The organism is Streptomyces sp. NPDC055078 (genome assembly GCF_053607985.1).
This window is the reverse complement of record NZ_JBSGUP010000198.1, coordinates 1-12,538: the sequence shown is the minus strand read 5'-3', so window position 1 is coordinate 12,538 and position 12,538 is coordinate 1. Positions and strand designations below refer to the sequence as shown.

Sequence of the window (12,538 nt, the reverse complement as noted above, 5' to 3'; positions counted from 1 at the left end):
GGGTGTGCCGGGGCCCTTTCGGGTGCGGAGGGGTCAGCCCTGCCAGCTGTGGGAGGGCCGGAAGCCTCGCTGGCGCTCCAGACGGCGCCACCCGGCGGCAGTGCTGCCGTCCCGGCCGTGGGAGGGCGTCTCGGTCCGGGAGGCGGCCCGCGCGAGCAGCACCGCGGTGATCGCGGCCAGCTCCTCGGGCTCGCAGTTCCCCTTCTCCACGCGCAGCAGGGAGGACGGATCGGGATTACTCATGAGGGATCGGGCTCCGGTTTCTCCGCAGGGTCACTGCGGGGGGTTGCCGTGCTTGCGGGACGGCAGGTCGGCGTGCTTCGTGCGGAGCATCGTGAGCGATGCGATCAGCACCTCACGGGTCTCGGCGGGGTCGATGACGTCGTCGACCAGGCCGCGCTCCGCCGCGTAGTACGGATGCATCAGCTCGGACTTGTACTCCTTGACCATGCGCGTCCGCATGGCCTCGGGGTCCTCGGCCTCGCCGATCTGCTTGCGGAAGATGACGTTGGCGGCACCTTCGGCGCCCATCACCGCGATCTCGTTGGTCGGCCAGGCATAGGTGAGGTCCGCACCGATGGACTGGGAGTCCATGACGATGTAGGCCCCGCCGTACGCCTTGCGCAGGATCAGCGAGATCCTCGGCACCGTCGCGTTGCAGTACGCGTAGAGCAGCTTCGCGCCGTGCCGGATGATTCCACCGTGCTCCTGATCGACCCCGGGGAGAAAGCCGGGTACGTCCAAAAGAGTGATGATCGGAATATTGAACGCATCGCACATCTGTACGAAGCGGGCGGCTTTTTCGGATGCCTCGATGTCCAGCACACCGGCCAGCGACTGCGGCTGATTGGCCACGATGCCCACCACCTGGCCGTCCAGCCGGGCGAGCGCGCAGATGATGTTGCGGGCCCACCGCTCGTGGATCTCCAGATAGTCGCCGTCGTCGACGAGCTCCTCGATGACCTTGTGCATGTCGTACGGGCGGTTCCCGTCGGCAGGCACCAGATCCAGCAGGACGTCGGAGCGCCGGTCCGCCGGGTCGTCCGATGCGGCCGTCGGCGGGTTCTCCCGGTTGTTGGAGGGCAGCATCGCCAGCAGATAGCGGACCTCGGCGATACAGGTCTCCTCGTCGTCGTACGCGAAGTGCGCGACGCCCGAGGTCTCCGCGTGGACATCCGCGCCGCCGAGCCCGTTCTGGGTGATCTCCTCACCGGTCACGGCCTTGACGACATCGGGTCCCGTGATGAACATCTGCGAGGTCTCACGGACCATGAAGACGAAGTCGGTCAGAGCGGGCGAGTAGGCCGCGCCGCCCGCGCACGGGCCGAGCATCACCGAGATCTGCGGGATGACACCGGACGCGCGGGTGTTGCGCTGGAAGATGCCACCGTATCCGGCGAGCGCGGAGACGCCCTCCTGGATACGGGCGCCCGCGCCGTCGTTCAGCGAGACCAGCGGGGCGCCTGCCGAGATGGCCATGTCCATGATCTTGTGGATCTTGGTGGCGTGCGCCTCGCCGAGCGCGCCGCCGAAGATCCGGAAGTCATGGGCGTAGAGGAAGACCGTACGGCCCTCGACCGTGCCCCAGCCGGTGATCACACCGTCGGTGTACGGCCGCTTCGCCTCCAGGCCGAACCCGCTCGCCCGGTGCCGGCGCAACTGCTCGACCTCGTGGAACGATCCCTCGTCCAGCAACAGCTCGATACGCTCCCGGGCGGTCAGCTTGCCCTTGGCGTGCTGTGCCTCGGTCGCGCGGTCACTGGGCCCGCGCCGGGCCTGCTCGCGCAGATCGTGCAGCTCGGCCACGCGCCCGCGCGCGTCACTCGGCTCGCTGGAGGTCTCGTCCACAACGGTCATGCACCGACCCTACGGATCCAACCAAGAAAACCATCCCGTTGACTCCGTACAGTCTCCGGACCGTTCTCCTGTTGGCCCTAAACAGAACCATTCGGCGCAGCGGCTCAACCACCAGCGCGGGACCACTGTTGTTTGTGGAAGTCCCACAAGCTGTTCAGCTGAGGGTCACCTCACAGCGATGGCTCGCCCCCGCCGTGCCCCCCGTCAGCCGCAGCCGCAGGGCGCGTCCGGTTGCCAGTACCTCGATACCGGGGTCATGGGCGACGACCCGCCGGACGGGGTGGTGCCAGATGATCTCCACGGGCCGGGCGGTACGGAGGGGGTCGCCGAGATGGACGGTGGCCCCGCCCCGCCGACGCCGTACGAGAGCGCTCACGGGCGCGCTCGCGGTGAGCGGACCCACCGTACCCGGCTGCCAGAAGTTCGCCGCGAGGAGCCCCAGCGGGCGTACGGAGACGGCCTGGCGGGCGGCGGTGTTGGCGAGGACGGTGAGCCAGCGGTCCTCCCGGGTGGCGCGGGCCCGCGCGGCGAGGGCGCGGCGGCTCGCGCCGGGCATCAGGAGATAGGCGTACGAGGCGTCCGCCGGATCGGTGCCGTGGTCGAACCACAGGGTCTGGTAGCGGCGGGTGACGCGCTCGGTGGTGCTGGTGGTGTTGATATCGCTCCAGGCGCCCGTACGGTCCTCGCGCAGGGTCCGCAGCCGTTGTGTGGCCCCTGTGCCCTGGGGGCCCTGGGTGTCGCGGGTGTCGCGGGCGCCCCGTGTGCCGCGGGTGCCTTGGGTGTCGCGAGTGCCATCGGGGTCATCGGTGCCGCCCGGGAAGACCCAGCCGCCGTGGCCTTCGAGATGCGCCCAGCCCCGGCCGGTGCTGAAGACGGCGTCCCCGCCCTCGCCGAGGTTGCGGTTGTCGACGATCGTCTCGACCGGTACGCCGTCGGAGCAGCTGATGCCCGCGCCGAGGCAGACGACCGTGTCGGCGAGGCAGAACCATGACTTACGGGCCTGGAGGGTGGAGCCGAGCCCGTACAGATGCTGCCCGATCGCCGCGTACTCGCCGTCGGTGACCCCGCCCACCCAGCGCGCCGGGGGCCTTGGCTCGCCCCATTCGCCGCCCTCCCGGTCGGCGAGCCGTTTGGTGGACACGGTCGTCCCGGGGAGCCGGTAGAAGTCGACGGTGGGCCAGAACCAGTCCGTATATTGACCGGCCCGACCGGCCCGACCGGCCCGATCGGCCCGATCGGCCCGGGTCGGCTGGTTTGCCCGGTCCGCCTGGTCCGCCTGGTCGGGCCACCAGTAGAGCATCCCGGCCCCGGTGTGCCAGCCGCGCGGATTCTCGCCGTTGCCGCACTCGTAGTACGAGATCCGGTCGGAGGCCATGGCGATGTTCGCGACCCAGCCGGGGCGGCGGTGCACGGCCCGGTCCATGGCGGCGAAGAGCCGGTGGCCGACCGGCTCGGGCGCGGCGGGCAGGGGCGAGGCGGCGATGGTGTGCAGCCGGGCGAGATCGGCGACGCCGAACTGTCCGGCGGTGAGGATCGGGGCCGTGGTGTTCCGCTCGATCCAGCCCTTGATCCGGGCGTGCCAGCGGTCCCGTTCGGCGGCGCTCGCCCCGCCGGCGAGCAGCGCGATCGCGGCGATCAGCTCCTGGCCGTGGAAGTGGTCGCTGCGCATGACCCGGAGTTCGTCGCTCTTCAGGTAACCCCGGCTGATGGCACGGCCGTTGACGCTGTCCATCACCAGACCGTGGTGGATCAGCGGCGCGTACGCGCCCTCCACACTGTCGAGGATGATCTGCCGATTCGGGTCGGTGACCTCCCATGCGGACCCGGCGAGCAGGGCGAAGAGCCGGCCGAGACCGTCCAGCATGACCTGTCCGTAGGTGCCCGAGTAGGCGACCGAGGTGTGCTGGACGAAGGAGCCGTCGGCGTAGAGGCCATCGCCCCGGGTCACATACGGAAAGACGGGTGACAGGGCGTCACGGGCGAGCGCGAGCTTCGCCGCACTGCGGCCGAGCGCGCCCCTCAGGGCGACCGAGCGGCACAGATCGACGCGGTTGGCGCCGGTCGATGTGCCGGTGTAGTCGGTGAGCATCGAGTCCGGGATGAAGTGGTCGATCGCGGCGTAGGCGGCGTCCCGCTGTGCCGGGGTGAGCCGGTCGTGGAGGACGGCGACGATGTCCATGAGGAGGCGGGGGCTGCCGATCTGCCACTCCCACCAGTTGCCGTACCTGGTGGTGCCGGGGTGATAGATCCGCGCGGCGAGATGGTCGAGCCCCCGGACGATATCGGCGAGCAGCCCGGGGTCACCGGTGAGACCCGTGCCCTGCTGGGCGTACGCCTGGGTCATGGTCCACAGTCGGCTGTAGCTGCGGGTGATCCCGGCGGGCGGGTCGAAGGGGCTCCCGGGCCACAGCGAGTCGGCGGTGGGGGCCATCGAGGCCCGGAACCCGGCCGCCAGCTTTCCGGTCCCGGCGAGGCGGGAGGCGTAGGGCTCGGTGGCGGGGTCGTATCCGGCGCCGAGGCTGATCTCCAGCCAGCGGAGGCGGAGGGCGTCGTAGGGATCGGCGTACGGATCGGCTTCCGCCGCTTGTGCGGGCCGGGGCAGACCAAGGGTGAGAGCGCTTGCACCCGTCGCCGTCGTCGCACTCAGGGCGGTCAGGAACAGACGGCGGGACCAGGCTGGCGAGAGCGGCACGGCAACCTCCAGGCGCGGCGAACTCCGGTCGCCCCGTGCTACACCAAGGGCGAACTCCGGTCGCACCTTGGTGTAGCACGGGCCATGCCCGCCCTCAAGGGTTCCGGCGCGATGCCCGGCAAGCGCTTACTGTCCGTGCCCCTCAGGGAGGGGGCCGGGGTCGCGCAGATCGTTGTACACGGTCGTCCGGGAGACGCCGAGAATCCCGGCGAGCGTCTGTACGGAGTGCTTGACCTGGAGATGCCCCTGCGCCTCCAGCGAGCGGACCAGCTCTCTGCGCGCGGCGGGCGCCAGCGCGGCCGGGGCACGCCCCCGTACCGCCGCGAACTCCTCCACCGCCGCACGCAGTCCGTCCACGGTCCGCGCCCTGAGCGTCTCGGCGAGGGGTCGCTCCTGATCGTCGGTGCGCAGGAGGCCCTCGATGCCCCGGGCCACGGAGGCGAGGAGCGAGACATCGAGATTGAGACAGAGGGCCGCCACATAGTCGCCCTCGCTGTTTCTGATGCCGATGGAGGTGCTCTTCGCCGGGCGGCCGTCGGGGAAGCGGTTGGGGTAGTTCTGGACGACGTCCGGGAAACCGGGGTCCCGGAGGCGGGCGATGCCGAGTTCGGTGGCGGGCTCCCCCACCGTACGGCCGGAGAGACTGTTCTCGATCACCCGGATCGCCTGGGCCGGATCGCGCAGATCGTGCAGCACCACCTCACACAGACCGGGGAACATCCGGCCGACCGCGACGGCGATCTTCTCCGCCTCGCGCAGCAGCGGTTCGTCCTCCGGGCGGTGGACAGGCTGCACGCCCTCCGGGGCGCTCATCGGGTGCCCTGACCCGCTCATCAGGCACCCTGGCCGACGACGCGCGCCATCGTGCCCGCCGCCTTCAGGCCGGAGCCGGTGAGCACCACCACCGTCGTCTCCCCGGGCCGGATCAGGCCCCGGGCCCGGAAGTCGCCGATCGCGGCGGCGGCCGTGGCGCTGGTCGGCTCGGCGTACAGCCCCTTGGCCGCCAGCCTGCGTACGGCGTCCTCGATGGCGGACTCGGGGATCGCCGCCATCTCGCCGCCGGACCGCCGGATCGCCCGGAGCACCTCGGGCAGCCGGACCGGCCGCTGGATGGCGGTCCCCTCAGCGACCGTGGGCGCGTGGTCGAACGGGACGGGCGTCTCGGCCCCCGCGCGGAAACTGGCGTGGAGGGGCGCGCAGTTGGCCGGCTGGGCGACCAGGAGGCGGGGCAGGCGCTCGATCTGCCCGGCGGCCAGCAGCTCGGAGAACCCGAGGTCACAGCCGAGGACGGTACTGCCGGCGCCCGCGACGGTCACCACGCTGTCGGGCGCGGTGAACCCGAGGTCCTCCCAGATCTCGTAGGCGAGGGTTTTGGTGCCCTGGAGGAAGAAGGGGTGCCAGTTGTGACTGGCGTAATAGGTACCGGCGGACTGGCGCAGCGCCTCGGCGGCGGTGGCCTCCCGGTCGCCCGGTACGAGCTGGACCTCCGCGCCGTACGCCCGGCTCTGGAGCACCTTCGCGGGTGACGTGGACTCGGGGGCGAGGATGCGGGCGCGGATACCGGCGGCGGCGCAGTAGGCGGAGACGGAGGCCCCGCCGTTCCCCGAGCTGTCCTCGATGACCTCCCTGACGCCCTGCTGGGCCAGGAACGAGATCATCACGCTCGTGCCCCGGTCCTTGAAGCTCCCCGTAGGGCTGAACCACTCCAGTTTGAACGAGACCGGCACCCCGTCCCAGGCCCCTGCCAGCAGCGGGGTGCAGCCCTCACCGAGGGACACCGGCCGCGGGATGCCGACCGGGAGGGCCGCCCGGTAGCGCCACAGCGAACGGCGGGCGGTGTCGATGCCGTCGCGGGTGATGCCCGGGAGCGGGCTCAGGGACAGGGGTGCGCCGCTGTCGGCACGCCAGCGGGGGTGGTCGGTGAGGGGGTAGGTCGCGCCCGAGCGTTCGTCGACGTAGTGGGGCCCTGTCCTGGCATCCGTTGTCCTGGCGTCCATGACTTGACCATACGTCCAGGTCTGGCCATTTCGTCAACCCGGCGTCAACCCGGCATCCCTCCGGTCCAGCCGGAAGACACCCCGGCCCACCCCGCGCCCCGGCCCGCCCGGCGGGATCGCGAAACGAACAAGTTGAAAGTTGAACGGAATACCTCTACAGTGGGTCTCGTTGAACATTCAACAACATCCGAGCCCCGCCCCCCCCCCCCCCCCCCCCCCCCCCCCCCAAGGAGTGACCATGGGTATCTTCAATCGCAAGTCCGACACCGCCGTCGCCACCCCCGCCCCCGTCGACCCCGCGCTGTCCGCCCTGACCGGCGAGTACAGCATCGACCCGGCGCACACCAGCATCGGATTCACGGTCCGCCACGCGATGGTCACCAATGTCCGGGGCTCGTTCGGTCAGCACGAGGGCACCTTGACGCTGGACGGCGCCAACCCCGCCGCGTCCAAGGCCGCCATCGACGTCAGGATCGAGTCCATCGACACCGGCATCGCCGACCGCGACGGCCATCTCCGCAGCGGTGAGTTCTTCGATGCCGAGCAGTTCCCCCTGATGTCCTTCCGCTCCTCGACCGCCGAGCAGCTCGGCGGCGACAAGTACCGCGTGACCGGCGACCTCACGATCAAGGACGTCACCCGCCCGCTCGCCATCGACCTGGAGTTCAACGGCACCGCCACCGACCCCTACGGCAACCAGCGGGTCGGCTTCGAGGGCAGCGCCGAGATCCTGCGCTCCGAGTGGGGCCTGACCTGGAACGCGGCGCTGGAGACCGGCGGAGTCATGATCAGCGACAAGGTGAAGCTCAGCTTCGACATCTCCGCGATCAAGGCCGCCTGACCTTCCCCGCCGCCTGACCTTCTCCCCGTGCCGTGCGCCCCGCGCCTGCACCCCTGAGCGCGCCCGCCCCTGCCGGCCCCCTACGGCACGGGCGGGCGCTCGGTCGTACCGGCACTTCCCGTACTTCCCGCACGTACTTCTTTCACGTGCATCTCGTACGTACGTCTAGTTCGCGGCCGGGTGGAAGCGACCGCTAGTACGCGGCCGGGTGGAAGCGACCGCCCGGTTCGACGCCGGCCCGCGCGAGGACGAAGTCGCGGGACTGGTCGACCAGGCCGACGACCTTGGACTCTTCGACGCCGGTGAGCTTTCCGCCCGCCTTGACGCGGCGGCCGGCGACCCAGACGGAGTCGACAAGGCCGGGGTGACCGGCCAGGACGACCGCGCCCGCCGCGTTGTTCATGGGGGCCATCTCGATGCCGTCGGCGCGCAGGAGCACGATGTCGGCGTCCTTGCCCGGGGTGAGGGAGCCGATGCGGTGGTCGAGGCGGAGGGCCTTGGCGCCGTTGATCGTGGCGAACTCGATGGCGTCCTTGGTGTTGATGGGGAGCTGCTCCTCCAGCGTCGCGCCCTGGCGGGCGGCCTCGGCGTGGGCGAAGGCGCGCTCGACCAGCAGGACAGTGCGCATGACCTGGAAGAGATGGCCGGTGTTGCAGGTGGCGATGTCGATGCCGAGGGTCGGGGCCATGCCGACGCGGAGCAGCCGGGTGGTGGCGGGCCAGCCGTGGCCCATCTGCATCTCGATCTCGGGGGTCATCGCGGCCGAGCAGCCGGAGTCGGCCATGATCTGGAACTCGTCGTCCGCCAGGGAGTTGCAGTGCGCGCAGACGACATCGGGGCCCAGCAGCCCGTTCTCGGCGAGCCAGGCGACGGGACGGTTGCGTCCCCAGGCGCCGTCGCCGACATGGACGGAGATGAGGACACCCAGTTCGCGGGCGAGTGCCCAGTCGTCGCGGGTGATGTCCTGGGTGGCGTACTGCGGCCCCCTCAGGGCCATGCCCATGGTGACCAGCTGGTCGTCGGACGCGAAGTGCTGCGAGCGCACGCGCCGGGCGTCCGCCGCGTTCGTCGGCTTGTCGCTCACCGGGAGCCATTCGTCGTTGGCGTTGCCGTAGCACATGACGAACCGGCCGTGGGTCTCCTTGAGGGCCTCGACGGCGGCGTCCGCATGGTCGGGCGTGTTCATGTTGTGCGACCAGTCGAGGACGGTCGTCACCCCGGCGTTCAGGGCCTCGTAGGCCCCGGCCAGATTGCCCGCGTAGACGTCCTCGGGGCGGAAGTGGCCGCCGAGCTGCACCCGTACGCCCGCGAAGTACTGGCTCAGGGTCCAGTCGGCGGCGATGTTCCGCAGGACGGTCTGCCACAGATGGCGGTGGGTGTCGACCATGCCCGGCATCACGATCGTGCCTCGGCCGTCGATCACCTGGGCGCCGTCGGCGGGCAGATCGCGCCCGACGGCGGCGATCTTCGTGCCCTCGATCAGCAGGTCCGCGCCGTCGAGGTTCCCGATCCCCGGGTCGACGCTGATGATGCTGGCGTTCTGGATGAGCGTTCGGTTCACCACGTGCTCCGCCTCTGTTCGTTGTCCGTGCCCTGATCTGCCCCCGTAGAGGCCATGCTGTGGCCCGCCTCACGTCCTGCCCGGAGCGTACGAACCGGCTCGACAAGCTGTCAAGGATTACTGAACATCTCGGATGCGCAAGCGTCTCTGACGGCATCACCCCTGTCGACCGAGCGTGGCGACACGTCACGTATTGTCATGAAAAAGGTGCATCGAGAGGCGATTCCGAAGGCCGCGACGGCATAAGAGAAGCATCGAAGCGTGCAGTAAGACTGCACAGTCAAGTGTGCCGTCTAGACTGACACCCGTGACCCCATCGCCCGCACCATCGGACTCCCGCACCTCGGCGCTCGGCGCGCGGCTCCGGCTCGCCCGGCAGGAACGCGGAGAGTCGGTCCGTGGCCTGGCCCGCCGGATCGGCTGCTCGGCGAGTCTGCTGTCACAGATCGAACTGGGCAGAACGGCCCCCTCGGTGGGCATCCTCTACAGCCTCGCCAATGAGCTGAACGTGTCCACCGACTTCCTCCTGCGGCCCGGCTCCGCGCCCCTGGCCCCGGATGGGAACGGGCTCGCCCCCGCGCCCGCGCCCGCAGCCGCCCCCGCGACGGGTGCCGCGACGACGGGTGTCGCGACGACAGGTGCCACCACGGTCGCCGCGACGGTTGCCGCATCGCAGGGTTTCCTCTCGCTGCACAGGCTGCCCCCCTCGTACCAGGCGCAGATCCAGCGGGCGGGCAGCCGCCAGGGCATCGACTTCGGCAACGGCGTGCGCTGGGAGCGGCTGACCACCACATCGGACACCCGGGTGGACTTCCTGGAGATCGTGTACGAGCCGGGCGGGTCGTCGGACGAGGACGACCACGCGGCGGGCCACGAGGGGTTCGAGTACGGCGTGGTGACCTCGGGCGAGCTGACGACCCGGGTCGGCGGCGAGGAGTACATCCTTAAGGCGGGCGACTCCATCGCCTTCGACTCGGCAACCCCGCATGTCTTCCGGAACGCCGGTACGACGACCGCGCGGGCCTTCTGGTTCGTCCTCCACGGCGCCAGGACCGGCTGACCGGACCGGGCGGACGGGCGGACGGGCGGCCAGGTCACGCCGGGACCGGCGGACAGGGCGCCCGCCGTGCCGGGCTCAGAATCCGCCCGCGTCGAACCCTCCGCCGCCGCCGAAGTCCCCGCCGCCTCCCCAGTCGCCACCACCGAAGTCGGACGAGCCGAAGTCCGCGCCCGAGTAGTCGCCGCCGCTGAACTCGCCGCCGCCGTACTCGGCCGCGTACGCCGGGGAGGAGAGCATGCTGCCGAGCAGCGTGCCCGCCAGCAGCCCGGGGAGCAGACCGCCGCCGAAGTAACCGCCCGCCCAGGGGCCGTACGCGGGGCCCGCCTCCCAGTAGGGGCGGCGGCCGGTTTCGGTGTCGACCGTACGGGCGAGGGGGTCGAGGCCGTCCGCGAGCCGGGTGGCGTCCGCCGCGCAGACGGGGACCTCGCGGCGCACGCCGCCGGACGGTGTCCACTCCGCGTCGGTGACCGAGGGGCCGTGGCGGGGGTCGAAGAAGCACGGAGGACGGCGTTCCGGTACGGCGCGGCCGGTGCGGCGGGCATCGAGGGCGGCCAGGCTGAAGCGGCCGTCCTCCAGGGACTTGGTCACCGGGCGCACATCGGAGGGGTGCTCGGCCGCGGCCATCCGCGACTTGGCCTCGTCGTACGAGTCGAGTGCGCGCTCGTAGTCGGCGCGCATGGCGTCGTCCGCGCCCTTCTCCGACGGGTGGAAGTCCAGCCGGTCCAGCTCTTCGCCGTACGCGGTGATGTCCTCGTCGACGACCACCCGGAGCTTGTCGAGCGCGGCACGCTCCTCGGCCGCCTTCCTGGCCCGGTTGCGCCGGACGACCGTGTACGCGCCCGCGCCGCCCGCCGCGAGGAACGCGCCGAACGTGATCAGCGCTCCGGTGTTCATGTCGTCGCCGCCCTGGCCACCCGTGGTGCCCCAGGACGCCGGGGCGCTGCCGCGGAGCTGGGGCAGGGCCTGGTCGGCGAAGTTGTTCAGCTGGGTGGCCGCGTCGGCGCCGGGGGGTGTGCTGACGGCGGTCACCAGATTGCGTACGGCCTGGTTGGACATGACCGCGCTGTCCGCTCCCGCGTTGAAGCCGTCGCCGAGGCGGACGGCGTACAGGCCGGTGATGCCCGTCTCGGTACGGATGTTCTGGAGCACGGTGTCCGGGGCGAACTCCGGAGTGCTGGGCAGGACGGCGACGAACAGCGGCTTGTCCGCGTCCTTGATCTTCTGGGCGAGCGCGTCGGCATCGGCCCGCGAGAGCTGGCCCGATGCGCGCGGATCGATATAGACCGGGCCGTCCTTAAGGGCGTCGGCCACATCGGCGGGGCCGGCCGCCATGGGGCGGGCGGCCACCGTGTCGGAGCCGGTGACCGCCTGCGCCCCCGGGGCCGTCGCCAGGACGGTCGCCGAGAGCGCCAGCAGCAGACCGGACAGTGCGGAGAGCAGCCTGGTCCTCATACTTCGAAGCTACCCGAGAGGGATCGATTTCGGACATATGAGCGGGATGCTATTCGGCCGGATCGACTCCGGCGCGCAGCAGTCCGTAGGTGTACGCGTCCTCCAGCGCCTGCCAGGAGGCCGCGATGACGTTGTCGGCGACTCCGACGGTGGACCACTCGCCCGCGCCGTCGCCCGTGGTGATCAGTACCCGGGTGGTGGACTCGGTGCCGTGGCGGCCTTCGAGGATACGGACCTTGTAGTCGACCAGCTCCAGCTTGGCGAGCTGGGGATAGAACCGCTCCAGGCCGACCCGCATGGCCCGGTCGAGGGCGTTGACCGGGCCGTTGCCCTCGGCGGTGGCGACGATCCGCTCGCCCTTGACCCACAGCTTGACCGTGGCCTCGTTGGCGTGGGTGCCGTCGGGGCGGTCCTCGACGATGGCCCGCCACGACTCGGTACGGAAGTACCGGCGTGCCCGGCCCTCCACCTCCGCGCGGAGGAGGAGTTCGAAGGAGGCGTCGGCCGCTTCGTACGTATACCCCTGGAGTTCGCGTTCCTTGACCCGTTCGACGACCCGGCCGACCAGCTCACGGTCACCACCGATGTCGACACCCAGCTCCCGGCCCTTCAGCTCGATCGACGCACGCCCCGCCATATCCGACACCAGCATCCGCATGGTGTTCCCCACCAGCTCCGGATCGATGTGCTGATACAGATCCGGATCCACCTTGATCGCCGAAGCATGCAGACCCGCCTTGTGCGCGAAAGCCGACACCCCCACATACGGCTGATGCGTCGACGGCGCCAGATTCACCACCTCCGCGATCGCATGCGAGATCCGCGTCATCTCCCCCAGCGCACCCGACGGCAGCACCCGCATCCCGTACTTCAGCTCCAGCGCCGCCACCACCGGGAAGAGATTCGCGTTGCCGACCCGCTCGCCGTAACCGTTGGCGGTGCACTGCACATGCGTCGCACCCGCGTCCACCGCCGCGAGGGTATTGGCCACCGCGCACCCCGTGTCGTCCTGGGCGTGGATACCGAGCCGGGCACCGGTGTCCGCCAGCACCGTGGCCACCACCGCCTGGACCTGCGC

The 12,538-nt window shown here is 70.8% G+C and carries 10 protein-coding genes; 2 read left to right on the top strand and 8 right to left on the bottom strand.

Annotated elements, in window-relative coordinates:
* Positions 1-33 precede the first annotated feature (33 nt).
* The 5 genes from ACWF94_RS18475 to ACWF94_RS18455 form a co-directional block, all read right to left on the bottom strand.
* Complete coding sequence (locus tag ACWF94_RS18475) at positions 34-243, bottom strand: acyl-CoA carboxylase subunit epsilon (RefSeq protein WP_453488939.1); 210 nt, start codon at positions 241-243, stop codon at positions 34-36.
* Positions 244-273: 30 nt separating this feature from the next.
* Positions 274-1,857 carry an acyl-CoA carboxylase subunit beta gene (locus ACWF94_RS18470; protein ID WP_453488936.1) on the bottom strand — a complete coding sequence of 528 codons (1,584 nt, stop codon included), beginning with the start codon at positions 1,855-1,857 and terminating at the stop codon, positions 274-276.
* 154 nt (positions 1,858-2,011) lie between these two features.
* The gene (locus tag ACWF94_RS18465; protein WP_453488934.1) at positions 2,012-4,549 is read right to left on the bottom strand and encodes a polysaccharide lyase 8 family protein; all 2,538 of its coding nucleotides are present in this window, start codon (positions 4,547-4,549) and stop codon (positions 2,012-2,014) included.
* Between the two features lie 126 nt (positions 4,550-4,675).
* The gene (locus ACWF94_RS18460; protein WP_453488931.1) at positions 4,676-5,362 is read right to left on the bottom strand and encodes a helix-turn-helix transcriptional regulator; all 687 of its coding nucleotides are present in this window, start codon (positions 5,360-5,362) and stop codon (positions 4,676-4,678) included.
* A gap of 20 nt (positions 5,363-5,382) precedes the next feature.
* Positions 5,383-6,546 carry a threonine synthase gene (locus ACWF94_RS18455; protein ID WP_453488928.1) on the bottom strand — a complete coding sequence of 388 codons (1,164 nt, stop codon included), beginning with the start codon at positions 6,544-6,546 and terminating at the stop codon, positions 5,383-5,385.
* Positions 6,547-6,784: 238 nt separating this feature from the next.
* Here ACWF94_RS18455 and ACWF94_RS18450 point away from each other — a divergent pair, with 238 nt between their 5' ends.
* Complete coding sequence (locus ACWF94_RS18450) at positions 6,785-7,387, top strand: YceI family protein (protein WP_453488925.1); 603 nt, start codon at positions 6,785-6,787, stop codon at positions 7,385-7,387.
* Between the two features lie 193 nt (positions 7,388-7,580).
* On the opposite strand, the gene ACWF94_RS18445 is transcribed toward ACWF94_RS18450, so the two are convergent.
* Positions 7,581-8,948: an amidohydrolase family protein gene (locus ACWF94_RS18445; protein WP_453488923.1), complete on the bottom strand. Its 1,368-nt coding sequence runs from the start codon at positions 8,946-8,948 to the stop codon at positions 7,581-7,583.
* A 307-nt stretch (positions 8,949-9,255) separates the two neighbouring features.
* Here ACWF94_RS18445 and ACWF94_RS18440 point away from each other — a divergent pair, with 307 nt between their 5' ends.
* A complete protein-coding gene (locus ACWF94_RS18440) occupies positions 9,256-10,008 on the top strand; it encodes a helix-turn-helix domain-containing protein (protein ID WP_453488920.1) in 753 nt (250 codons plus the stop codon).
* A gap of 75 nt (positions 10,009-10,083) precedes the next feature.
* Here ACWF94_RS18440 and ACWF94_RS18435 read toward each other — a convergent pair whose 3' ends face one another.
* Both ACWF94_RS18435 and ACWF94_RS18430 read right to left on the bottom strand, forming a co-directional pair.
* Positions 10,084-11,460, bottom strand: coding sequence for a hypothetical protein (locus tag ACWF94_RS18435; RefSeq protein ID WP_453488917.1), 1,377 nt, complete (start codon positions 11,458-11,460; stop codon positions 10,084-10,086).
* 49 nt (positions 11,461-11,509) lie between these two features.
* A partial coding sequence (locus tag ACWF94_RS18430) for an alpha-isopropylmalate synthase regulatory domain-containing protein (protein ID WP_453488914.1) occupies positions 11,510-12,538 on the bottom strand: 1,029 nt, incomplete at its 5' end.